Source organism: Streptomyces pluripotens (assembly GCF_000802245.2).
GTDB classification, from domain to species: Bacteria; Actinomycetota; Actinomycetes; order Streptomycetales; family Streptomycetaceae; genus Streptomyces; species Streptomyces pluripotens.
The window spans coordinates 816,238-838,437 of the sequence record NZ_CP021080.1 but is presented as its reverse complement, the minus strand read 5'-3'; the positions used below and the strand labels follow the sequence as shown (position 1 = coordinate 838,437).

Genomic DNA, 22,200 nt, shown 5'->3' with positions numbered 1-22,200 from the left:
GCATCGATTTGCGGGACTCATCCCGATTTTCGGACCGCTTGGTCGTCGCTGACCTCACCATATGTGCCGGAAGCGGTCGGCCGAATGTCGTCGGCGTTTTTCACGAGGGGTGCAGGGGCATCCGGAGGTACGGGTACGACATGCCTCGTGAATGTGCCGCGGGGAACATTCCAACAGATTAGCGAACGTCTGGTCCGCGTGGGACGTTATCGATCGCATTCCCTGGGCATCATCCCACCTGACCCGGGAGCCCGGCGGCCCGATCGGCGGCCCGCCCATCCGAGGAGGGACACTTCGATGGGGGAGAAGGTCGTGGCAGGGCAGTTCGACCTGTCCGATCGCCTGCGCTACCGCGAAAAGCTCCAGAAGTGCCTGACGGGGCTGGAGCGCCTGTTGGCGGAGAAGCGATTCGATCGCCCCAAGAACCTCATGGGGGTGGAGATCGAACTGAATCTCGCCGGGCCCGACGGCATGCCGAAAATGTTGAACGGGCAGGTACTTGAACGCATCGCGAGCCGCGATTTCCAGACGGAACTCGCCATGTTCAACCTGGAAGTCAACATAGCCCCGCACCGGCTGGGCGGCCGGGTGTTCGACCGTCTCGCCGAGGAACTGCGCACCTCGCTCGCCTATGCCGACCGCAAGGCCGGCGAGGTGGACGCGGGAATCGTCATGATCGGCATCCTGCCCACGCTCGACCGTAACGACCTGGTCTCCGCCAACCTCTCCGAGGCCGACCGGTACACCCTGCTCAACAACCAGATCGTGGCTGCGCGCGGGGAGGACTTCCGGCTCGACATCGAGGGCGTGGAGCACCTGATCTGCACCTCGAAGTCGATCGTCCCCGAGGCGGCCTGCACCTCCGTGCAACTGCACCTGCAGGTGACCCCGGCCCGGTTCGCCGACGTCTGGAACGCCGCGCAGGTGGCGTCCGCCGCGCAGATCGCCGTAGGCGCCAACTCCCCGTTCCTCTTCGGTCACGAGCTGTGGCGGGAGTCCCGGCCGCCGTTGTTCCTGCAGTCCACCGACACCCGTCCGCCCGAGCTCCAGACACAAGGGGTGCGGCCGCGCACCTGGTTCGGCGAGCGCTGGATCTCCTCCGCGCGTGAACTATTCGAGGAGAACCTGCGCTACTTCCCCGCCCTGCTGCCGATCTGCGACGACGAGGAACCACTGGACGTCCTCGACGGGGGTGGCACCCCGCGGCTCGCCGAACTGGTGCTGCACAATGGCACGATCTACCGCTGGAACCGGCCCGTCTACGGGATCGCGGACGGTGTCCCGCACCTCCGGGTGGAGAACCGGGTACTGCCGGCCGGACCGACCATCACGGACGTGATCGCCAACGCGGCCTTCTACTACGGTCTCATCCGCGCCCTCGCCGAGGAGTCCCGGCCGGTGTGGACCAGGCTGCCCTTCTCCGCGGCCGAGGCCAACTTCGATGCCGCGTGCCGGTACGGCATCGAGGCGAGCTTCGTCTGGCCCCGCCGGGGACGTTACGGCGGCACGGGCGAGGTCGATGCGGTCACCCTGGTCCGCGACGAGTTGCTGCCGCTAGCCAGGGCTGGGCTGGACGCCTGGGGCGTGGAGCCCGCAGACCGGGACCTCTATCTGGGTGTCATCGAGGAACGCTGCCGACGGCGGGTCAATGGTGCAGCCTGGCAGGCAGCCACCTTCCACCGCCTGCTGGAGCAGGGCCTCACTCGCGGGGCGGCCCTGGCGGCGACGACGCAGCGCTACGCCGAGCTGATGCACACCGGTGAGCCGGTGCACACGTGGCCGGTGGGGCTGCCGGAGTCGGTGCCGCTGGGCTGAGCGCCGGGGCCCCGCGTGAGCCCGCACCGCGAGCGGGGTGTACGCGGCCGAGCGGTGCCGGGCTCAGTGGCGCGGGCTCCGCCGCCCCGCGCCGACCCGGGCCGGCATCGCGACGCGTGCCCGGCGGCCCCGGTACCGACTGGCGAAGCAGGCGTTCAGCCTGTCCGCACGTGGCCCGGTGCGTGGTGCGCACATGTTCTTCTGCGATCCTTGCGAGGCGAGAGGGGCCCGTGGCCCATGAGCCGGCTGGAGGCAGGGATGCAGGTGGAGGCTGACTCGGTGGCCGGTTCCCCGGCACGGGGATGGGACCCGCGGCGGATCTTGCGGGACGAGACCCTGCTGGTCCTCGCCCTCTCGCTGGGGGCGAGTGGAGTGTCCGCGCTGATCAGCTTCATCGGCTCGGTCACCAGGCCGGGCGGCCTCAAGGACCAGGCGGCCACCATGAACGCCTCGGCCGCACCCGGCCGCCCCTGGCTCGACCTCGCCTGGCAGCTCTTCGGTATCGCCAGCGCCCTGGTTCCCGTCGCCCTGGTCGCCCACCTGCTGTTGCGCGAGGGGGCGAGTCTGCGCACGATCGGCTTCGACCGTACTCGGCCGTGGCCCGACCTGGGTCGGGGGGCGGGCATCGCCGCGGTGATCGGCAGCACCGGAATCGCCTTCTACTTGGCCGCTCGTGGCCTCGGCTTCAACCTCACTGTGGTGCCCGAGGCTCTGCCGGACGTGTGGTGGAAGTACCCCGTGCTGATCCTCGCGGCGGTGCAGAACGCGATCCTCGAAGAGGTCATCGTCGTCGGCTATCTGCTGCGCAGACTGGACCAGTTGGGCTGGGCCCCGGGGGCCGCGCTCCTGGCCAGTGCGGTCCTGCGCGGCTCGTACCACCTCTACCAGGGCATCGGCGGTCTCGTCGGCAACATGGTCATGGGTGTGGTGTTCGTCTGGCTCTACCGGCGCTGGGGGCGGGTCGGGCCCTTGGTCGTCGCGCACTCACTGCTCGACATCGGAGCATTCGTCGGCTACGCCCTCCTCGCGGGGAAGGTGGGCTGGTTGCCCACCGCCTGAGTACGACAGGTCTGGGACGCCCGTTCACGAGGGCTCCCGGACTGCCGGTGGGGCCGTTTCAGGCGTGCAGCTCGCCCTCGATGACCGTGAGCGCACGGCCGGTGAGCAGCGTGCGTTCACCGCGCAGCGCGGTGTGGACCAGCCCGGAACGCCGTGACGCCTGCAGCCCGATCAGGTCGTCGCGGCCAAGCCGGGCGGACCAGTGTGGTGCGAGCGCGGTGTGGGCGCTGCCGGTGACCGGATCCTCGTCGATGCCGACGTTGGGGAAGAAGCAGCGGGAGACGAAGTCGTAGCCGCCGGACGGGTCATCGGCCCGGGCGGTGGCGATGATGCCGCGTGAGGAGTAGGTGCCGAGGGCCCTGTGGTCGGGGGAGAGGCCCAGGACGGTCTGCTCGTCGGCCAACTCGACCAACAGGTCACCGACGTTCGGTCCGGTGTCGAAGGCAGCGGCCGGTTGTGCGCCGAGTGCCTCGCCGACCCCGGCGGGGACCTCTTGGGGAGTGAGCGGGGCGGTCGGGAAGTCGAGGGTGATCGAGCCGTCCGCACCGGGCGTGGCGACGAGCACGCCGCTGCGCGTAGCGAACCGCGCCGGACCCCGGTGGGCGCCGGTGGTGCGCAGGACGTGGGCCGTAGCGAGTGTGGCGTGTCCACACATCGCGACCTCGGCGACGGGCGTGAACCAGCGCAGCGCCCAGTCCGCCTCGCCGCCCGCGGGCAGCCGGTGCGCGAAGGCAGTCTCGGCGTGGTTGACCTCCATGGCGACGTTCTGCATCCAGTCGTCGCCCGGGAAGGCGTCGTCCAGGAGCAGGACTCCGGCGGGATTGCCGGCGAAGGGGCGATCGGTGAAGGCGTCGACGATGTGGATGCGCATGGCGCCGACGCTAGTCCCGTACTTCGCGGGTCGCTGATTCGTATGGTGTGACGGGCCTGGGGGTGTCCTGGGCCGGTGGTGTGGCGTTGGGTGGGGTGTGTCGATGACTTCCCGGTCCCCGCGGCCAAGGTCTGAGCGTCAGCGCCTGGATGTGGTGGTGACGTCCGTGGTGGAGAAGCGTCTGGGCGCTCTGCCTGTCGCTGCCGAGTTTCTGCGCCGGCTGGATGTGGCGGGGGTCGTCGACGGGCTGTGCCCGGGTGGTGCGAGCGCGCACCTGACCCACGGGCAGGTGATCGAGGCGATGGTGGCGAACCGGCTGACCTCTCCCGCGCCGCTGGTGCGGGTCGGCGACTGGGCTCGGACCTGGGCGGTTGAGGAGGTCTTCGGTATCGAGCCGGCCCTGCTCAACGACGACCGCCTGGCCCGGGCTCTGGATGCGGTCGCCCCGCACCTGGAGAAGATCGCGGGCACGGTCGGCGCGCGGGCGATCGCCGAGTTCGGCATCGACGTGTCGAGGCTGCACTGGGACGTGACCAGCATGTCCGTCCACGGCGCCTACCCGGTCGGGGACCAGGACGAGCAGTACCCGGTCATCGGCTACGGGCACCCCAAGGACCGGCGGGTGGACCTGAAGCAGGTCCAGGCCGGGCTCGCGGTGTCCGCCGACGGCGGCATCCCCGTCCACGCCCGCGTGTTCGGCGGCGGGACGGCCGAGGTCAGCCAGGTCGTCGGGGCGATGCGGGACCTGTCCGCGATGGCCGGCGAACAGGAGTTCCTGATGGTCGCGGACTCCAAACTGGTGTCCTACGCGAACGTCGCCGCCCTGCTGGCTGCCGAGGTGGAGTTCATCGCGCCGGTCCCGGCCGCGCAGGTCAAGGACGAGGTCTACGCCGCCCTCGATCTGGAACAGGCCCGCGTTGTGGACTGGGTGCCCGAGCGGGACGCGGGCAGACCGCCCGGGGAGCGGGAGGTCTACCGGGTGCTGGAGGACGTCCACACCCTGACCGGGCCGCGCAAGCGCGACCCAGTGCTGACCGTGCGACGGATTCTGGTCCACTCCACCGGCAACGCCAAGGGGCAGCAGGCGGCCCGGGCCAAGCGGCTGGCCAAGGCGCAGGAGGAGCTGGACAAGCTCGCCGGTGCGGCGGGCGGGCGACACTACAGGACCCGCGAGAAGATCGCCGCCCGGGTCGGGGTCATCGCCGCCCGCCGCCGCGTCGTGTCCTGCCTGCGCTGGCACATCACCGAGGACGAGACCGGCGCCCCGAGCCTTCAGTGGCGCTTCGACCAGGAGGTACTGGACGCCGAGGCCGCCATCGACGGCTGGTACGCGCTGCTGGCCGGCATGCCCGCCGACAAGGCCGACCCCGCGCAGGTCCTGGTCCAGTACAAGGGCCAAGGCGCGGTCGAGCGCCGATACGCGGATTTCAAGGGCCCGCTCGCCGTCGCACCGGTGTTCGTGCAGCACAACCACCGCGTCGCCGCCCTGATCCAGGTGATCTGCCTCGCACTGCTGGTGTTCTGCCTGATCGAGCGCCAGGTCAGACGGGCGCTCGGCCCCGAGCAGACCATGGTCGGCCTCTACCCGGACAACCGCCGGGTTCGCCCCACCGGCCGGATGATCCTCTACCACCTCGGCGAACTCACCCTGCGCATTGGCACCATCACCGACCGGCCGATAGTGCAGATCAACCGCGGCGTCCAACTCCACCTCCTCGAACTCCTCGGCACTGAAGTCACGCAAACCCGCTGGCCACAGACCTGAATCGGTGACCCGCGAAGTACAGGGCTAGTGGCTCCGGCGATCTCTCACCCAAGGCCAATGCGGGGGTGCTGGCACGTTTTCCGGGGGGCGTACCGCCCTGCCCCGGCGCTGTCCGGTGCACCGGACAGCGCGAGTGTGCGCGGCGTGCTCGCGAGGTTCGGCGGAGTGACCCCGATGACCGGGTCTGTCAAACGACCGTTTGACAGACCCTCCCCTCATCGGTGTCCCGTCTCAGATGATCTGGTCCGTCGCTGCGGTTCCGAGCGAGGTCGGAGCTTCTGTGCCTGTGGGGTGAAGCAGGAGAGGGACCGCGGCCTCTCAGTCGAGACAGAACTCGTTGCCTTCGATGTCCTGCATCACGATGCACGACTCATTCTGGTCATCGGCAAGCAGCGTGCGCACGTGTATCGCGCCGAGTGCGACCAGTCGTGCGCACTCGGCTTCGAGTGCGGCGAGGCGTTCTTTACCCACGAGCCCGGTGCCGACCCGTACGTCAAGGTGCAGTCGATTCTTGACGGCCTTGCCTTCGGGAACGCGCTGGAAGAACAGGCGCGGGCCCGCGCCTGAGGGATCGCTGCAGGCGAACGCTGAACCCTGCTGCTCAGGCGGTAGAGAGCGGTCGAAGTCGTCCCAAGTGGTGAACCCCTCCGGCGGAGGCGGTACGACATACCCCAACACCTCGCACCAGAAACGAGCGACGCGCTCAGGTTCTGCGCAGTCGAAGGTGACCTGGAACTTCTTGATCGATGTCATCGGTCCACCGTAGTGGCGCGTGCCGTTCACTGATACCCCAGGGTGTCATCGGCGCGCGGGTCGATGCCCCGCGTGACATGAGGAGCGCCAGAGCGCCTGAGGTGACTGGGCGGGTCGGTTCGGATCGCCTGAGACGGGACGATCGGTCAGCCGTCGCTGGCACAAACCAACCCGCGGTCAGCCTTCATTGACACAGAACGACCGCCTGGAAGCGCTCTACCGGCGGACCGCTGAGATCAGTCCGCCGGGCCGCTCCTCGTGTTGCGGAGGGGTGCTGATCAGGCGGCCGTAGGCGACAGCGCGCTCGCGCAGGGTGTGGCTGGCGGCCTCCCAGCCGTGCCCGGCCAGCCAGCCCACCGGGTCGTCGGGCATCTCCGAGACCCACAGGGACGCCGCCGATCCTGGCCCGGCGTCCGCGCCGAAACGCTCGATCACGCCGCGCGAGCCCAACGTCAGTCCCATCCGGCTGCCTGTCGCTGACTGCGCGCTGATCCGGGCCAGCAGCAGTTCCACTGCGTCCTCGGGCAGATAGATCAGCAGTCCTTCGGCGATCCACACGGTCGGCACCGCCGGGTCGTGCCCTGCGGCGGCCAGCGCGTCTGGCCAGTCCTCACGCAGATCCACCGCGACGGTGATCCGCTCGCAGCGTGCGACGGCCCGCTCCTGGCGCAGCACCGAAGCCTTGAAGGCCAGTGGCGCGGCGGTGTCGACCTCGAACAGCCGGGTGCCTTCGGGCCAGTCCATCCGGAAGGCCCGGCTGTCCATGCCTGCGCCGAGCAGCACGACCTGCCGGACCCCGGACGCGGACGCCTGCTGCAACAGGTCGTCGAGGAACTTCGTCCTGATGACGATGGAGAACGACACGGCCCGCCGGCGGCGGCGCGCGGCCTCGTCATCGGGCAGCGGCGGCGAGGAGGGCCGTAGGCCGCCGGCGGTGGCGAAGGCCTGTGCCAGTGGGTCGCGGAACAGTGCGTTCTCCCGCTCGGTCTCCAGCGCCCGCACCCGGGCCACCCCCACCGCCGTGGCCCACACTCCCGACGGTTGCACCCGCTCCTGCTCATCAGCCACCGCGCCAGCCTAGTGACCTGTCTCAGTGAAGGTTGATTCGATCTCAGGCAACCTGGACTGACCGGTCTTCGTCTCAGCGAAGACTGACGACCTGCTCGTTTGTCTCAGCGAAGATTGATCGGTCCGACGGACTGTGCCCCGTTACCTGTGTCCTGCTTTGGGGTGGCTCTTGCCTCGTTACGGATGACTGGACAGCGTCCCTGCACCCGGACATGAGGCGGGATCCGCCGAGCGGTAGAGGGGGGCGTGCGGTCGGTTCCGAGGTGGCCTGGGTCCAGGAGGATGTCGAGGGACGCAGGTCACTGGCCGGCGTGACAGCGGTTGCCTTCGAGGCGGTCGCTCCGGTGCGAGAGTTCGGGAAAGCTCATCGTCTGACGGGTGGTCTTCTGGAGGCGATACTGACCTTCATGACTCCAGCGAACCACGCGGACACGACCCGCTTACGGGCATTCACCGAGGGCGACCTCGCCTTCCTCGATCGCCTCTGCACGGATCCCGATGCGCTCGGCGAGTTCGAGTGGCCCGGATTCGGTGATCCGAGGGCACGCCGCAAGCGGTGGGAGACCGACGGGTACGTCTCCGCCGAGTCCGCGGCAGTTGCGATCGTGCGGGCGGACGACACGGTTATCGGCATCGCCACCTGGAAGCCTCGCGGTTTCCCGTCGGGTGTCACCTACGAGATCGGCGTTGGAGTGCTTCCCGAGCATCGTGGCAAGGGGGTGGGTACGGTGGCGCAGAAGCTGCTTGTGGACTACCTGTTGGACCACACGACTGCGAACCGAATCGAAGCCCTCACCAATGGCGGCAACCTCAGCGAGCAGAAGGCCCTCGAACGCCTGGGGTTCAGTCGGGAAGGGGTCATGCGTGGTAGGTCCTTCCAGCACGGCAAGTACGTCGATGTGCTTGTCTACGGCCTGCTGCGTTCAGAGAACCGTCCCGGAACCCCATGAGGACACCAGACACTCGCATCCAGCCGCCGCGCGAGCCTCCTCCGTGGTCTAACTCGCTTAACAGCCAGCAGTGTTCACGCGCGTGCAAGGATGGAGCCATGAGGTCAGGACTGCCTTTCGGGGAGGAGCTGCGGGCAAAGCTTGGCGCGCCTCGTCGTGGTCGCCGACTGGGCAGCAGCCCGCGGTCACGGGTATGGCGGACCGAGCTGTCCGGCACAGCAGTGGTGGTCAAGCAGTTGGTCGACGGTCCGGAGGCCGCCGAAAGGTATGCACGCGAGGTGGCCGCGCTGAAGCTCGCGTCCCGGGTCGATCCGCCAGTGGTGCCGATGCTCCTTGGTACTGATCCGGGGGAACGGGTCCTGGTTCTTGAACACCTGGATCACCAGCAGCCTCGCGAGGACTGGGTAGTCGACTACGCCTCGGCGCTGGCCCGACTCCACGCGGCCACCGGCGCCGACGATACAGGCCTACTCCCCGCCTGGTCCGGCCCGACCCAAGACGACGTTGCCTCCTTCCTCGGGCTCGCCACGACGCTCGGCGTCGCGGTGCCGTCCGGCACCCGAACCGAGCTGGACGGCCTCGTGAACCGCCTGCTCGGCACACCGGGCCATGCTCTGCTGCATGGCGACCCCTGTCCCGGCAACGACATGCACACCAGCAGTGGCGTCCGGTTCATCGACTTCGAACAGGCCGCGCTGGGCAACGGGCTCGTGGAGCTTGCCTACCTGCGCATCGGCTTTCCGACCTGCTGGTGCGTCACCGCCCCGGCCCAGCCGCTGCTGCATGCAGCGGAGACCGCCTACCGGACGACGTGGCGCGACGTGACGGGCACCGAGGTACATGACGATCTCACTGATGCATGCGCCGGCTGGCTGCTACGAGGCGACGCGCTGGTCCAGCGGGCCTACCGCGGAACCGCCGACCACTTGGCCGAGATCCCGAACCGCGACTGGAAGTGGGGCACGGCAACGGCTCGGCAGCGACTCGTGCACCGTCTCGGAATCGTCAGCCAGATGACTGCGGACAGTGGTGAGCTCAAGGGCGTGGGTCAACTCGCCGCGGCCATCAGGCACGGCATGCTCACCCGATGGCCCACGCTCCAACCACTGCCCCTAAAACGGCCGTAGGGGAACCCTTCACCCTGCAATCCGGTCGGTGAGACTGACAGTGGCGATCGGTATCTGATGCCCGGCGAATCGGTCTGAAATGACCTCCTAACTCAACGCGCGTTCCGCTGCCGTTCGTACCCCAGCTCAGAGTGCACTGGGCTCGTCATGATCGATGAGACGCGCACACAGGTCACGCAAGACAGGCAGTCAGTGACCGTTCCGTTTACTGGTGTGTCTTCGGTGTGGCAGGCCAGCCCCGGGATAGCCGATAGCACTTGCGTGAGCACCACCGCCGGTCCCTTCCGCTCGCGGGGCGCTGGAATGACTTATGGCATTGTTCGCAGGTCAGCGGGCTGAAGAAGGTTGCTGGGTCATGGCCGCGGGATGCCCGTGTGCGGCATCGGCGGCTGCACCACCGGCGATGGGGATCGGACGGGAATGTGACCTCTATCGGGGTTCCGCAGAACGCGCATGTCCGTGAAGGCAGGGGAAGTCCGTGCTGCTCGATCATCCAGTCCCAGCGGGAGACCTGTCGGGTGCATTTTTCTGAGCAGGTGTGCTCGAAGGCCGGGGTGTCCGGTGGCAGGGGGTGCTCACAGGCGGTGCATGTGCGGGGTTCGTGCTGCTCGACGGTGTCGTTGTTGCGATGTTGGCGTTCGATGTAGGCCACTCTGCGGCAGGCGGTGGAACAGAGCCGGTAACGTTGGCCGAACTGGACCTTCATGGGTTGCCGGCAGATTCGGCAGGGCTCTGTGACCTCGCGTTTGAGGGATGGGCGGGCTCGGCATCGGGCCGAGCAGTAACGGGGCAGGTTACCGAACGTGCGGTCGAGCAGGAATACCGAGCCGCACTCCTTGCACTTCGCGGTGTCGAGAGTCTTTCGCAACTGTCCGACGTCACGGCCGGTGACGGCCGAGAGCCGTTCCCAGGACGGGCTGCCGCGGTACCCAGGCGGTCCCGCGAGGAAACGCCGCAGGTAGGTGGGCGGGAGGCAGTTGGCATGGGCGAGGCGGGCAATGAACGGATAGCAGCCTTCACCAGCGATCGGCCGGACCTGGAAGGGGAGCTTGGCGATCGCCTCACCGTTCGTACTGAACTGTTTCACACGCTCGCTGTCCTCACTGACGTCTCATCTGGGCCGATTGCCACCGAAGTTGGATCGGTGATCAGGGCGGGATCGGCGTGGGTGGGTCGGCTGCCTGTTTCTTGCGGCGGCGGCCGCGGGCTGCGCAGGCGTTCGAGCAGTTCCAGCGGATTCTTCGGCGGCCTGGTTGTATGGGGGTGCCGCATTCAGAAGCCGTTGTCTTTCCGGATGTGGTCGTGGGGTTTCCGCTGATCAGGCATGGTGTCGGCATTGTTGCGGGAGAGTTTGGGCGTCTGGTTCGGTCTCGGTGATGCGGAGTTGAGTGTGACGTCGGTGATGGCGCTGGTGGAGGGGCGGGAAGCGGCTGCCCGGGTGCGGGCGGAGGAGCTTCGTGTGGAGGCGGAGCGGGTTCTTGCCGAACTCGCTGAGGCGGAGGCGTTGTTGGAGCGTCGCGTGATCGCCACGGCCGAGCTCGCCGAGACCCTGGCGGGCCGGGAGGTGATGCTGGAGGAAGGGGCCGCCCCGGTGGGCGAGGCGGCGGCCGTGGTGGTGGCGGACACGGCGAAGGCGCCGGTCGCGGGGTCGGTCGTGCCGCGCTGGTATGCGGGGGCGACGGTTTTGGCGCTGTCGGCGGACTACCGGCGGATTGTGGAGCTGGTGGAGGCCGAGCCGGGCGCCGGTGAGGGCATCTCGGCGAAGGAGTTGGCCGGGCGGCTGGGGCTTGCGGCGGTGCCGGCGAAGACCGAGGCAGTGCGTTCGAAGGCGAGGCGGCTGGCTGAGCGGGGCTGGGTGACCGCGTTGCCGTCGGGCCGGTTCACGCCGCGCGAGCCCACCGTGCCTGCCCGGGCCGGGGCCGGGATGCCGTCCGGGCGAGGCGGCGGCTCATGAGCATGGCCATCGAGAAGTAGACGAACGTCTCGCTGGAGGCGGGCAGCGTCTCGAAGTCCCGCACCAGACGCCGCGATCGCATCAGCCACCCCAGAGTCCGCTCCACGCACCACCGTCTGGGCAGCACCACGAAGCCGCTCATGTCGTCACTGCGCTTGACGATCTCCAGGGTGAGCTGGAGTTTCTCCCTGGCCCAGGTGACTAGGCGGCCGGAGTAGCCGCCGTCCGCCCAGATGAGGGTGATCTTGCGGAATTTCTCCCGGAGCCGGGGCGCCATCACGCGGGCGGCCTGGCGGTCGGCGGTAGCTGTCAAGTCAAATGAAACGTATGTGCGGCTATGAGTTGTGTTGCTGTGGTTCACGCCGCCTGGCGGGGTCGTTGATCCATGCCTGCTGGGGAATCGTCGGTGGTGCGGGGCGGCGGTTGAAGCGTTCGGGATGCTGCTCGAAGGCGGCTGTGAGGGTGGCTGCCCGCTGCTCGCGGACGAGTTCGGCGGTGCCGAAGTGGACGCTGGCGGGGGTGTGGTAGCCGATCCCGGAATGCCTGTGCACGTGGTTGTAGTGCGAGATGAACGCGTCCATCCACTCCCGCGCGTGGGCGAGGGAATCGAAGCGTTCTGGGTAGTCCGGCTGGTACTTCGTGGTGCGGAACTGGCTCTCGCTGAACGGGTTGTCGTTGCTGACCCTGGGCCTGGAGTGGCTACGGGTCACGCCGAGGTCGAGGAGCATCTGGGAGACCTGCTTGGACGTCATGGAGGTGCCGCGGTCGGCGTGCACGGTGTGCGGCACGATCCCGTTGCGGTCGATCGCCTCACGGATCAACTCCTCGGCCCGCGCGGCGGATTCGGCCGCCTCGACGGTGTGGCCGACGGCGTAGCGGGAGTAGATGTCCAGGATGACGTAGCCGTGGTACCAGATTCCCTTCGCCGGGCCGGCCAGGCGCGTGATGTCCCAACTCCATACCTGCGAGGGGCCGTCGGCCACGAGCTCGGGAACCGTGTGGGGCGGGTGGGTGGCCTGACGGCGGCGTTCACCGTCCTGCCCGGCCTCCTTCAGGATCCGGTACATGGTGCGCTCGGAGCAGTGATAGCGGCCGTCGTCCAGTTCCCGGGCGTAGATCTGCGCGGGTGGCAGGTCCACGTACTCGGGCCGGTTCATCAGCTCCAGCACCGCCTGCCGCTCGGTGTCCGACAAGGCGTTGACCGGCGTGGGCCTCGGCGCCTTGGGTCTGGGCGGGGCCGGGTTCAGCCGCCGGTGATGGGTGGCCCGGGAGCGTCCGGCGATCCGGCACGCCGCCACGATGCCCAGGTACGGGGTCAGCTCCTCCACGGCCTCGTGGAGGAGCGGCTCCAGGGCGTCCTTCAGTCCGCGCTCTTGGAGAGTGCTTCCAAGAGCGCGTGTGTTTTTCCCAGCACCTCCAGCGCGGCATCCCGCTTCGCAACCTCCTTCTCCAGCCGCTCCACCTGACGCCGCAGCTTGTCGTTCTCGGCCTCGGCGGGGTGCTTCTTCGGGCGGGTGGGGCTGGTGCGGTGGTCGGTCAGCTTCTCCAGCGCGCCGGCGTCTCTGGCCTGGCGCCACTCGATGACGTGGGAGTGGTACAGCCTCTCCCGGCGCAGAATCGCGCCCTTGTCTCCGGCGGGGGCGGCGTCGTACTCGGCGACGATGCGCAACTTGTACTCGGCCGAGAAGCGACGACGCTTCGGCCGCGGAGCGGGAACCTGCTCGGAAGAATTGGTACGGGACATGCGGATGGGTGCTCCTGTCGTGCACGCCCACAATATCTGATCATTTCAGGGCGTCTCACCCAACGGTGTCAGAGAGGGCGGTGACGTCGGCGGCGGTCACCAGGACCATCAGCAGCAGCCCGATGCTGTCCGTGATGACGTGCCGGCGCCTTCCGTTGATCTTCTTGCCGCCGTCGTAGCCGCGTGAGGCGTCGGGTACCGACGCCGCACCTTTGACCGACTGCGAGTCGATGATCGCCGCGGTCGGTTCCACGTCCCGCCCTTCGGCCCGGCGGGCCCGTTGGCGCAGGCGGTCGTGGAACTCGCGGGCCAGTCCCTTGTCGCGCCACCTGCGAAAGAACGCATACACCCGGTCCCACGCCGGAAAGTCGGCGGGCATCGCTCTCCACTTGATCGCGTTGTCCGTGACATAGCGGACCGCGTCCAGCATCTGCCGGTGGCAGTAGCCCTCGGGCTGTCCGCCCCGCCCTTCGAGCCAGGCCGGGGCCGGCATTGCGCCGCGCACCACCTGCCACTCGGCGTCCGTCATGTCGGAGGGGTACTGCCGCACCCGGTCGGGGCGGTCAGCCGCGTTCCCGAACCGGTGAGCGAGGCAATCGCACGCCGACACGCGCGAGTTGGACGGGAACAACGTCGTCACGCAAGACTGGGACAACAGGGCCTCCTGGTACACGAGTTGGCTTCGCAACCCTCGTGCTGCACCGGAGGCCCTGCTTTCATGCGCCCGCGCGGCCAAGATCACCCGACCAAGGAACCTGTTCGATCAGAGCCGTCCTCATGATCGATAGGAATACGACTTCTCAACACAGTTGGACGGTTGGTCCGGATGCGGTCCTCCGGGGAAGAGGGCGCTTCTGTGTCCTTTGCTCTTGAAGTAGCCCCAGTCGCAGCAGCGCTTTGAGCACCAGCGTCTGTTGGAGAGCCTGCCGAGGGACTTTCCGCATGCTTCACAGGCCTTGACCGGGAGCTCCTCCAACGCGCGTTTGCGCTGCTCGCGGGCCAGTTGGCGGCACGTTCGTGAACAGTAACGGCGGCTGTGTTGCTCTGCGGGGACTTCGGTGTTCTGGCCGCAGCCTGCGCAGACGACCAAGCGATGCGTGGGGGGCTCGTCGGCTGGGCGTTGGAGTCGTCGGCGGTAGCTCTTCGTTCGGCAGGCAGCAGAGCATGTCCGGCGTTCAGTCGCCGTGTTGTCGAGAGGCAGCACGGTGCCGCATCCCCTGCAGCGTGAGTGGCCCAGGATGTTGCTGAGTTCGACGGGGTCACGGCCAGTGGCGGTTCCCAGGCGCTGCCATAGGACGGGGCCGTGATAGCCGGGCGGCTCTCGCAGAGCCCTCCGCAGGTAGTACGTCTTGAGGAAGTTGGCCTTGGCGAGGCGTTCGATGAACTTGTCGCGGCCCTCGTCGGCGACGGGTCTGACCTGAAAGGGCAGGGGGACGAGTGCAGGGCCAGCCCACGGCCCGGTGCTGGTCAGCTCCCGTCCTGCGGGGTGCGTGTCCGGGTGGTTGCGGCGACATCGAGGGGGACGTTCACCAGGTCCTTCTTCGTGATCTTCTCGGTGCCGCTGAGGATCGCATCGATCGCGGCTCCGCGGATCTGGTGCGAGAGCGCACCGATCATCCCGCCGGTGCGATCGTGGAGGAACCGGTCGAGACGGGCGAGCGTGCCTGGCCTGTGACGACGCAGGAGCAACGTCTGCTCCAAGGTTTTGACCAGTGCCTTCCATTCGGCGTTGTAGGGGAAGGGGTGGGAGGGGATCAGCGTGAAGCGTCCGGCGATCTGGGCGCCGCGGGTGCCAGAGAGCAGAGTGCTGTGCTCGACGTCGATGCCCGCGTAGACAAATGTGGCCGGGATGCGTTCGGAGAAGTACTTGAGAAGGTGTTGTCTTTCCGGACGTGATCGGCGCGTTTCCGCTGGTCGGGGATAGGACCGGTGGTTCCGTGGGAGTGGTGGCCTGTCGGGTCGTCGTTCCCCGGGAGGTCGCGGATGCCGTCAGTTGTTGGGCTGCTGGAACAGCACGAGGTCGCCGCTCGGCGTCGAGTCGACGGGCTGCGGGAGGAGGCCGACCGCATCCAGGCCGAGCTGGCCGCGGCCGAGCTGGAATGGCAGGAGTGGGCGATCGCTCGCAGGCGGGTCGATACGGTGCTGGCTCCGGACGACGGTGCCGCCGCCGAGGCGGAAGTCACCGCGGATCCGCGGGATGCGCAGGTGCCGTCGACGCCTGGGGATGCGGCGAAGTCGAAGTCACAGGTGCCGGTGTGGCGCCAGGGGCTGGCCTGGTCGGTGCTGTCGGTGGACTACCAGCGCATCCTCACGGCGCTCGCGGACCGGGCCCGGCTCCATCAAGGCCCTTTGAGCTGCCAGGAGATGGCCGCCGTGTTCGGCATGGACGTGGTGCCGGCGCGGGTGGAGGCCCTACGGTCGAAGGCGAAACGCCTGGTGGCCCGCGGCTGGCTGGCCGAGCAGCAGCCGGGCCGGTTCACCCTCGCGGCAGGCGTGAGCGGGCCAGGCGGCGGGTCATGAGCCCGGTCATCGACCAGTAGACCATCGCCTCCGCGCTGGTGGTGCGGCGCTCGAAGTCGCGCACCAGGCGGCGGCTTCGCATCAGGTGGGCGAAGAGGCGCTCGACGATCCACCGCTTGGGCAGCACCACGAACCCCTTCTGGTCGTCGCTGCGTTTGACGATCGCCAGGACCAGGGCGAACGTGGCCAGGCAGTGCTCGACGAGGCTGCCGGTGTAGCCGCCATCAGCCCAGAGCAGTTCCAGCCGGTGGTGGGCGTCGGCGACCTGCCCGAGCAGCACCTGGGCAGCGGTGCGGTCGCCGACATCCGCGGCGGTGACCATCACGCCCAGCAGCAGGCCGAGGGTGTCGACCACGACATGCCGCTTGCGGCCGTTGACGAGCTTGCCACCGTCGAAGCCCCGGCTGTCCGCGCCGACGACGGCGTCCGCCTTGACGGACTGCGAGTCGATCACCCCGGCCGTCGGCTGCGCGTCCCGCCCCAGCTCCTCGCGGACTCTCGCGCGCAACCGGTCGTGGAACTCCTTGACCAGGGCGTGGTCACGCCAGCGGCGGAAGAATGCGTAGATGCGGTCCCACGGCGGGAAGTCGGCAGGCATCGCCCGCCACTTGATCCCGTTGTCCACGAGATACCGGATCGCATCGAGCATGACCCGGTGGCAATACGCCTCCGGCCGGCCGCCCCGGCCGCGCATCCAGCCCGGCACCGGCAGCAGCGGCAGGACCCTGGCCCACTCCGCGTCCGTCATATCCGACGGATACCGCCGCTCACGCGTCCCATTGTCGGCGGCGTTTCCGAACCGGTGAGCCAGGCAGTCACACTCCCAGGTGACCGCACTGGACTGCCCAGCCATCGGCACGCAAGACTGCTGCACCAGGGCCTCCTGCTGCTCGGTGATTCGACACCAACGAGCTGTTCAGGAGGCCCTGTTCGTATGCACCCAACACCCCGCGACCACCCGATCGGGACTCCCGTTCGACGCGCACCCCTCAAGATCGAAAAGACAACAGCTTCTGAGGGTGTCGGCGACCTCGGCGCCGGTGCGACTGGTGAGGGAGATGTTGTGGATCTCGTCGACTTTACCGACCGCAGGAGCTCGTGAACCGGCTCTAAACTGCGACGATTCATAGACTACATGTTCGCGATGTGGTGCCGCCGCTGTTCGGGGGCCGCTCGTTGATGTGGTTCTCGGTGCTCGTCGTCACGCGAACCTGCTGCCGGGGTCAGGAGAACCCGGCGGCTGCCGTCAGGCGAGAGGGCAGGGCTTGTTGTCATGACGTTGGGATGGCCTGCTTCAGCAAGGACATCGTTTCGTCGATGGCGTGTGTGAGTGCTTCTGGCTGGGGAGCCAGGTTGGCCAGGACGCGGTCGATGTTTCGCAGTCCCGCGCGGTCGAGCAGTTTCTTCTCGTTGGTGACCCACTGTCCCCGCGCGGCCATGACCGCGTGCGCCGTCTGGCAGGTGGCGGTGGCGATTGCCCCGGCGCAGTCTGTGACGTGTCCCTGCTCGGCGTGGGCAGCGCGGGCATAGGCGAGGGTGAGCTGGGCCGTGCCCCACCACTGCTCAGGTGCATGGCGTCTCAGAGCCTCGGGGTATTCAGGGCGTGGCAGTTCTCCGTGGAGTACCTGGTTGACGGCCAGTTCGGCGACGACCAGGTAGGTCGGAATGCCGGCCAGGTGGAACATGAGCCTCTCGATACCGAACCGCCCCTGGCGGGCTTCTGAGAGCTGATACTCGACGTCATCAAGATCGCGGTAGTGCACGTCGAGGCGCCGGGTGCCGATCTGGAGCCACGCTCCACCGTTGAACACACCGCCGCCCCACCCGCCGATCTCCGAAACCTCCCCGGGCCAGCCGAGGGCACGCAGGCTCTCAGGGGAGAACTCGCCTCGGTAGTAAATGGCGAAGTCCCAGTCGCTGTCGGGTCGATGTGCGCCCGTGGCCCGTGAGCCCCCCAACGCGACGGCCTTCACACCCGGCAGGCTCGCGAGTCGGTCCGTGACGTGCGCGACAAAGGCTTGATCGTCGTCTGGGTGCATGGAAGTGACGATAAACGGGTCGGCCATCGGGTGCAGATCATTTTGCTTTCGCCTCCGGGTGCGTCATGGCCAGCGGCCGCCTCACTGACGGTGAGACAACCGCTGCGCGGATGAGTCAGCCTGGCGAGGACGCGATCTGGGCTTCGATGTCGGCGACGCGTCGGTCCTGGAAGCGGAGGTTGGAGCGGGCGGCCTTGAGCCGCTCGTCGAGGGTGCGGTTGTCGGTGGTGAGCTGGCGGACGCGCTGTTTGAGGGTGGTGTTCTCGGTGGTGATCCGCTGGATGGCTTCCCCGGTCCATTCGGCCTGCAAGTCGCTTATCTGACCGAGGAGTTCACCGATCCGGGTGCGCTGGGTGAGGATCTCGGTGTGGGCGGCCTTGAGGGCGTCCTCGGCGTTCAGCGCGCGTTCGCGCCAGGTCGCCTCGCGCTCGTCGTCCTGTTCGGCGAGCATGAGGGACCGGCGTTCGCCGGCCTGTTCCATCGCTGCGGCGACCGCGGCTCTGGCCTCGATGTTGTCGTAGAGGAAGGTGCGTGAGACGTCCGCTCGGCGGGCGACGGCAGCGACACTGAGCTGGGCCTTCTCACGTCGGAGACGGGTGATGGCCTGGTGGACGCGCTCGATGGCGGCTTCGGTCTTGCGGCGGCGGGCGGCCAGGGCCGCCGTGGTGCGGGGTTCTGGAGCTGGAGCGGTGGTGGGGGTGTTCATGCGGCGTCCTGTTCGGGGTCGTCGCCGTCGGCTGTGCACGTATCGCTGTACTCGTCCGTCTCGTCGCTGCCCGTGTCGGCGAGGTCGGCGGCGCGGAAAGCGGTGGACCACACGCGGTGGAAGTAGTCCTGGGGTTTGCGCAGGTCCAGGGCAAGGGCGTCGTCGAGCAAACCGAGGCCGGCCAGGGCCTTCTCCAGGCCGTCGATGGCGCGGGCGGTGGGCTCGAAGTAACGGTGGAGGTAGTCGGCGGTGGCGTCGTCGGGGGCGCCTTCGGCCAGTAGTTGCCATTGCTCGCGTTTCCGTCGCCAGTAGAGGAGGTCGGCGCCGGAGAGTACGAATTTGTCACAGTTGTGGCAGTCGAGGTTCCAGGGGCAGGCGCCGCCGTCGACGACGGGCTGGAAGGTGCAGAATCCGCCCTCGGCCGGGGTGCTGCGGCGGGAGAGGTCGATCGCCAGAGCCTGGGCCTGCTGTCGGGTGAGCGGGGTGGTTTCCCCGGCCAGGAGTTCGCCGGGCTGGGCTGTGCCGGGGCCGGCGACCCAGACGTGCTGGAGCACGTTTTCCAGATCGGAGCTGGTCAGGTGGACGTAGTGCTCCGCCATCCGGTCACTGACCTGTCCCAGGTAACGGCGGATGTGGGTCAGGGTGGCGCCGTGGCGCAACAGGCTGGTGGCCAGAGTATGGCGGGCCTGGTGGGGGACGTAGTGGCCGAGGTCCATGGCGTCCACCCAGGGCCGGAACCGGCTGTAGAACCACTGGTGGGTCAGCGACACCGTCCCGTCCTGACTGCGGTAGACCGTGGGAAACAGGGCCAGTCCGGCGCGTTGAGCGCCGGTCGGCCGGTAGCCGTAGCGGGCGGTGAAGCGGTCCAGGGTCTTGCGCTGGCGTTCGGTGAGGATCGTGTAGAGGCGTTCGGGTATGCGGATTGCAACGTCGTAGTTGCCGACCTTGGTCTGGTCGTGCCAGAACATCGCCAGGCCGCCGTAGCGGCCGATGCAGTCCCACCGAACCTTGATCACCTCGCCGATACGGCGGCCGGTGGTGACGGCGGTCTCCCAGATGTCGCGGGCGCCGTTGTCGTTGACGTCGTAGGTGGCGGCGAGTCCGGCCAGGTTCGCCTCGTCGGCCAGGGCCCGGGCGACTTCGTCGGGGAAGGGTCGCCGCGCGGTCCGGCCGGTGGTGGCGCCCGCTGGCGGGAACACGGTGATGAACTCCCTTGCCAGGCCCAGTGCTTCGGCGGCGCCGGTGTCCAGCGCGTCGCGCATCAGTTTGCGAACGGCGTTGAACACGACCGACCGTGTGGTGGTGGTGACGATGCTCTCGGTCCCGTCCGGCCGCTTCACGGCCAGCGAGGGGAGCCCTTCACGTTCGCGATGGCGCTGGTCGGCGACGAACCGCTGGGCGTGTTCTTCCCGCAGAACCGCGGGGTCGTGGCCACTGCCCGGCGCTTCGACCTCCAGGAAGGCGCCCAGCTCGACGGCGGCCCGGCGCAGGCCGTCGATCGGGCCGGCCGAGCGGGGACAGCGCGGTGACCGCAGCAGGCCCGCGAGGTAGTCCCAGGTCAGTTCCCGCAGCCAACGCTGCGGGATGCCGGTCAGGTCGAGGTGGCTCATCCGGTGCGGGAACAGCACCCCGAAGTGCTCGGTCTCCAGGAACCCGGCGTCCTTGGCCTCCTGCGGGGTGAAGTAGACCAACCGCAGCTCATGCAGGATCTCCTTGGCGATCGCCCCGGTGAACCCGGCAGAACCGCCGGTCCCGAACTCGAAGTCGACGAGCGAGTTCACTTCCAGCGTGCGGCATGTGGTCACCAGCGACCGGATCCAGCCCAGATCCCACCGGCTGGGCCGGGCCCGGCGGGTGTGGACGAACAGTCCCCACTGGATCTCGGCCCGCACCAGGGGCCGCAGCCCGCGCAGATTGATCTGCCCCGGCCACGGATGCGCGGGAACGGCAGCGCACCAGCGCCGGAACGCCGCTTGGTCGCCGTACTCGATCGGGACCGTCTTCCCGAACTTCTCGTATCGCTGCCACCAACTGTGCGGCATCGCGGCGTTACCGGGCCTGCCGTCGCGGCGGTAGCGGCTGCCGTGCCACGAGCACAGCCCCAGCGGGGAGTCGGCCAGATCCGCGCAGACGACCGCGCTGCAGGGCCCGTAGCCGGGGCACGGCCCTTCGCCGCTGACCCAGACGGCGAAGGAGTCACTGTCGTCTCCCTCGTTCTTGAGCGCGACCCACCGGCTCAGATGCCGCTGGCACAGCCGCAGGTCACTGTGTGCCGCGGGCCGTTCAGGGCAGATCCGGCAGATGGCCGCTTCCGCTCCGACGTGCCTCTCCAGCCCCTGGGCGGCGGCTACGAAGGCAGCTCGGCCCACGCCGCGCTCGCTGTCGAAGGTCCACTGCCGCTGATGCTCCGAGCACAGGTCCGACCCACCCGTCCGGGTGCGTTCACAACTGGCGACGACGCACTCCCACCGGTAGATCGCGTGACCACGCGGGATCTCGATGATGTCGGGGCGGTAGACCGGGTCGAAGGACGGCCCGCCGATCAGGGCGGTCAGGATCTCCAGCCGGTCTCGGCCGACCCGGTCCGGACGCTCGTCGAACAGCGGGCGAAGGTACTCCTGCCGTCTCATCACGCCTCACCCCAGACCGCGCGGAGTGCGGCGTCGAACGCCGGGTCGTGGACGTCGACGTGTCCGTAGACCTCGTCGACCATCGCGGCCGACGCCCAGCAGCCGGCGTCCCGGGCGATCAGCGTGTTGCCATCAGCGGCGTCGAGAACCGCGGAGGTGAACGTGTGCCGGAAGGCGTGAGGCTTGACGAGCCCCAGACCAGCGCGTTTCCCGGCCCGCCCGAGCATCTGCCGGGCCCCGACCGGCGCCCATGGCTGCCCGGCACCGGCGCCGTGCAGCTGGACCAGGAGCATGCCGTGCCCGGCATCGCGCGGGTACTCGGTGGTGACGTACTCGAAGTAGGAGTGCACCATCGCCGGGCTGACCCGCTTGATCAGCCCGCCGGTCACAACGCCGTGCTCGACCCGCCAGTCGTGCTTGGTCTTCGCCTCGGCCCGGTTCGGATTGTCCGGCCGGTGGCAGATGTGCAGGTGAGCCGTGCGGCACTCGCCGCAGGCCGCGTTCTCACGCAGGTGCAGATCGACCAGGTGCAGCCCGCAGAGTTCACCGATCCGCAGGCCGCCGTCCGCGAGCCAGTCGACGACCAGCCTGTCCCGGGCCGCGTTCACCGTGGCCAGCAGCTTCTCCCTCGCGCCCTCCGGGAGCATCTTCGGGTGTCGGCGGCGCGGCCCCGAGGGGGCGAGCGGGTTGGTGGGCAGCGATGACTTCACGTGCCCGAGGAAGGAACGGCGCCGATCCACCTGCGACGGCAGCCGGGACACATCGAGATTCTTGCCGAGCTCGCCGTTGATACCGAGGGAGGACTGGTGCAGGTAGAAGCCCTTCAGGCAGGCCGCCGCGGTTGACAGCGCGGACCGGCCGTAGGGGCGCTTGCCGACCCGCCACGGTTCGCCGAGCGGCATGCGGACCTCGGCACCGACAATGCCCATGTACCGCTCAAGGTCGCGCAGTTGGACCGTGCCGAAGGCCAGACATTCGCGCTCCAGCCACCGCAGATGGTCCACGAGTAGATACGCGTACGTCCTCTGCGTTCCCGAACCATCGTGCAGACGCAGGAACCGGTCCGCCTCCTTATGGACTGTTCCCTCGGGCCACACGATCGTCCACGACCGCCGCCCGTCCTTCCGGTCCACCTGCTGGACCCTGAGGTCCCCGATGACCACGTGCCGTACCACTTGTCCTCCGTACCGACTCCAGAA

The 22,200-nt window shown here is 68.5% G+C and carries 20 protein-coding genes and 1 pseudogene; 8 read left to right on the top strand and 13 right to left on the bottom strand.

Annotated elements, in window-relative coordinates; genetic code table 11:
• The first annotated feature begins 297 nt into the window (after positions 1-297).
• Both LK06_RS03565 and LK06_RS03560 read left to right on the top strand, forming a co-directional pair.
• Positions 298-1,815: a glutamate-cysteine ligase family protein gene (locus tag LK06_RS03565; RefSeq protein ID WP_039654160.1), complete on the top strand. Its 1,518-nt coding sequence runs from the start codon at positions 298-300 to the stop codon at positions 1,813-1,815.
• A gap of 258 nt (positions 1,816-2,073) precedes the next feature.
• Complete coding sequence (locus LK06_RS03560) at positions 2,074-2,874, top strand: CPBP family intramembrane glutamic endopeptidase (protein ID WP_039654159.1); 801 nt, start codon at positions 2,074-2,076, stop codon at positions 2,872-2,874.
• Positions 2,875-2,932: 58 nt separating this feature from the next.
• Here LK06_RS03560 and LK06_RS03555 read toward each other — a convergent pair whose 3' ends face one another.
• Positions 2,933-3,745: a PhzF family phenazine biosynthesis protein gene (locus tag LK06_RS03555; RefSeq protein ID WP_043435616.1), complete on the bottom strand. Its 813-nt coding sequence runs from the start codon at positions 3,743-3,745 to the stop codon at positions 2,933-2,935.
• Between the two features lie 166 nt (positions 3,746-3,911).
• Here LK06_RS03555 and LK06_RS34195 point away from each other — a divergent pair, with 166 nt between their 5' ends.
• Positions 3,912-5,510: an IS1634 family transposase gene (locus tag LK06_RS34195; protein WP_234367356.1), complete on the top strand. Its 1,599-nt coding sequence runs from the start codon at positions 3,912-3,914 to the stop codon at positions 5,508-5,510.
• A gap of 318 nt (positions 5,511-5,828) precedes the next feature.
• On the opposite strand, the gene LK06_RS03545 is transcribed toward LK06_RS34195, so the two are convergent.
• Both LK06_RS03545 and LK06_RS03540 read right to left on the bottom strand, forming a co-directional pair.
• Positions 5,829-6,263, bottom strand: coding sequence for a VOC family protein (locus tag LK06_RS03545; protein ID WP_039654157.1), 435 nt, complete (start codon positions 6,261-6,263; stop codon positions 5,829-5,831).
• A gap of 216 nt (positions 6,264-6,479) precedes the next feature.
• Positions 6,480-7,295: a class I SAM-dependent methyltransferase gene (locus LK06_RS03540; protein WP_043435621.1), complete on the bottom strand. Its 816-nt coding sequence runs from the start codon at positions 7,293-7,295 to the stop codon at positions 6,480-6,482.
• 443 nt (positions 7,296-7,738) lie between these two features.
• On the opposite strand from LK06_RS03540, the gene LK06_RS03535 reads away from it, so the two are divergent.
• From LK06_RS03535 to LK06_RS33000, 4 genes are all read left to right on the top strand, one after another.
• Complete coding sequence (locus LK06_RS03535) at positions 7,739-8,281, top strand: GNAT family N-acetyltransferase (RefSeq protein ID WP_043435628.1); 543 nt, start codon at positions 7,739-7,741, stop codon at positions 8,279-8,281.
• 98 nt (positions 8,282-8,379) lie between these two features.
• The gene (locus LK06_RS03530; RefSeq protein ID WP_043435625.1) at positions 8,380-9,408 is read left to right on the top strand and encodes an aminoglycoside phosphotransferase family protein; all 1,029 of its coding nucleotides are present in this window, start codon (positions 8,380-8,382) and stop codon (positions 9,406-9,408) included.
• 982 nt (positions 9,409-10,390) lie between these two features.
• A complete protein-coding gene (locus LK06_RS33005) occupies positions 10,391-10,726 on the top strand; it encodes a hypothetical protein (protein ID WP_159025274.1) in 336 nt (111 codons plus the stop codon).
• A gap of 6 nt (positions 10,727-10,732) precedes the next feature.
• The gene (locus LK06_RS33000; RefSeq protein WP_078859107.1) at positions 10,733-11,362 is read left to right on the top strand and encodes a hypothetical protein; all 630 of its coding nucleotides are present in this window, start codon (positions 10,733-10,735) and stop codon (positions 11,360-11,362) included.
• Here LK06_RS33000 and LK06_RS03520 read toward each other — a convergent pair.
• From LK06_RS03520 to LK06_RS03505, 5 genes and pseudogenes are all read right to left on the bottom strand, one after another.
• Positions 11,289-11,675, bottom strand: a complete 387-nt coding sequence (locus LK06_RS03520; RefSeq protein ID WP_234367355.1) for a transposase — start codon at positions 11,673-11,675, stop codon at positions 11,289-11,291. The genes LK06_RS33000 and LK06_RS03520 overlap by 74 nt on opposite strands.
• A 22-nt stretch (positions 11,676-11,697) precedes the next feature.
• The gene (locus LK06_RS03515; protein WP_240103763.1) at positions 11,698-12,690 is read right to left on the bottom strand and encodes an IS3 family transposase; all 993 of its coding nucleotides are present in this window, start codon (positions 12,688-12,690) and stop codon (positions 11,698-11,700) included.
• A 32-nt stretch (positions 12,691-12,722) separates the two neighbouring features.
• Positions 12,723-13,106 carry a transposase gene (locus LK06_RS35180; protein ID WP_043404360.1) on the bottom strand — a complete coding sequence of 128 codons (384 nt, stop codon included), beginning with the start codon at positions 13,104-13,106 and terminating at the stop codon, positions 12,723-12,725.
• A gap of 55 nt (positions 13,107-13,161) precedes the next feature.
• The gene (locus LK06_RS03510) at positions 13,162-13,635 is read right to left on the bottom strand and encodes a transposase (RefSeq protein ID WP_234367354.1); all 474 of its coding nucleotides are present in this window, start codon (positions 13,633-13,635) and stop codon (positions 13,162-13,164) included.
• 938 nt (positions 13,636-14,573) lie between these two features.
• A pseudogene (locus LK06_RS03505) lies at positions 14,574-15,005 on the bottom strand (ATP/GTP-binding protein); the annotation flags it as partial.
• 84 nt (positions 15,006-15,089) lie between these two features.
• On the opposite strand from LK06_RS03505, the gene LK06_RS03500 reads away from it, so the two are divergent.
• On the top strand, positions 15,090-15,626 hold the full coding sequence (locus LK06_RS03500; RefSeq protein WP_086083062.1) for a hypothetical protein: 537 nt from the start codon (positions 15,090-15,092) through the stop codon (positions 15,624-15,626).
• Here the strand turns inward: LK06_RS03500 and LK06_RS03495 are convergent.
• From LK06_RS03495 to LK06_RS03475, 5 genes are all read right to left on the bottom strand, one after another.
• Positions 15,583-16,374: an IS5 family transposase gene (locus LK06_RS03495; RefSeq protein WP_086083551.1), complete on the bottom strand. Its 792-nt coding sequence runs from the start codon at positions 16,372-16,374 to the stop codon at positions 15,583-15,585. The genes LK06_RS03500 and LK06_RS03495 overlap by 44 nt on opposite strands.
• Positions 16,375-16,897: 523 nt before the next feature.
• Positions 16,898-17,665, bottom strand: coding sequence for a nucleotidyltransferase family protein (locus LK06_RS03490; RefSeq protein ID WP_043435461.1), 768 nt, complete (start codon positions 17,663-17,665; stop codon positions 16,898-16,900).
• A 115-nt stretch (positions 17,666-17,780) separates the two neighbouring features.
• Positions 17,781-18,371 carry a DUF6262 family protein gene (locus tag LK06_RS03485; RefSeq protein WP_043435457.1) on the bottom strand — a complete coding sequence of 197 codons (591 nt, stop codon included), beginning with the start codon at positions 18,369-18,371 and terminating at the stop codon, positions 17,781-17,783.
• Positions 18,368-21,001, bottom strand: coding sequence for a tyrosine-type recombinase/integrase (locus tag LK06_RS03480; protein WP_043435455.1), 2,634 nt, complete (start codon positions 20,999-21,001; stop codon positions 18,368-18,370). Before LK06_RS03480 ends, LK06_RS03485 begins: the two co-directional genes overlap by 4 nt.
• A complete protein-coding gene (locus LK06_RS03475; RefSeq protein WP_043435453.1) occupies positions 21,001-22,176 on the bottom strand; it encodes a tyrosine-type recombinase/integrase in 1,176 nt (391 codons plus the stop codon). Before LK06_RS03475 ends, LK06_RS03480 begins: the two co-directional genes overlap by 1 nt.
• Positions 22,177-22,200 lie beyond the last annotated feature (24 nt).

Excerpts from the sequence above, each read along its gene's own strand:
- LK06_RS03565 (WP_039654160.1), top strand. The coding sequence starts at position 298 with ATGGGGGAGAAGGTCGTGGCAGGGCAGTTCGACCTGTCCGATCGCCTG.
- LK06_RS03560 (WP_039654159.1), top strand. The coding sequence starts at position 2,074 with ATGCAGGTGGAGGCTGACTCGGTGGCCGGTTCCCCGGCACGGGGATGG.
- LK06_RS03555 (WP_043435616.1), bottom strand. The coding sequence starts at position 3,745 with ATGCGCATCCACATCGTCGACGCCTTCACCGATCGCCCCTTCGCCGGC.
- LK06_RS03545 (WP_039654157.1), bottom strand. The coding sequence starts at position 6,263 with ATGACATCGATCAAGAAGTTCCAGGTCACCTTCGACTGCGCAGAACCT.
- LK06_RS03535 (WP_043435628.1), top strand. The coding sequence starts at position 7,739 with ATGACTCCAGCGAACCACGCGGACACGACCCGCTTACGGGCATTCACC.
- LK06_RS03530 (WP_043435625.1), top strand. The coding sequence starts at position 8,380 with ATGAGGTCAGGACTGCCTTTCGGGGAGGAGCTGCGGGCAAAGCTTGGC.
- LK06_RS33005 (WP_159025274.1), top strand. The coding sequence starts at position 10,391 with ATGGGCGAGGCGGGCAATGAACGGATAGCAGCCTTCACCAGCGATCGG.
- LK06_RS33000 (WP_078859107.1), top strand. The coding sequence starts at position 10,733 with ATGGTGTCGGCATTGTTGCGGGAGAGTTTGGGCGTCTGGTTCGGTCTC.
- LK06_RS35180 (WP_043404360.1), bottom strand. The coding sequence starts at position 13,106 with ATGTCCCGTACCAATTCTTCCGAGCAGGTTCCCGCTCCGCGGCCGAAG.
- LK06_RS03510 (WP_234367354.1), bottom strand. The coding sequence starts at position 13,635 with ATGACGGACGCCGAGTGGCAGGTGGTGCGCGGCGCAATGCCGGCCCCG.
- LK06_RS03500 (WP_086083062.1), top strand. The coding sequence starts at position 15,090 with ATGCCGTCAGTTGTTGGGCTGCTGGAACAGCACGAGGTCGCCGCTCGG.
- LK06_RS03495 (WP_086083551.1), bottom strand. The coding sequence starts at position 16,374 with ATGACGGACGCGGAGTGGGCCAGGGTCCTGCCGCTGCTGCCGGTGCCG.
- LK06_RS03490 (WP_043435461.1), bottom strand. The coding sequence starts at position 17,665 with ATGCACCCAGACGACGATCAAGCCTTTGTCGCGCACGTCACGGACCGA.
- LK06_RS03485 (WP_043435457.1), bottom strand. The coding sequence starts at position 18,371 with ATGAACACCCCCACCACCGCTCCAGCTCCAGAACCCCGCACCACGGCG.
- LK06_RS03480 (WP_043435455.1), bottom strand. The coding sequence starts at position 21,001 with ATGAGACGGCAGGAGTACCTTCGCCCGCTGTTCGACGAGCGTCCGGAC.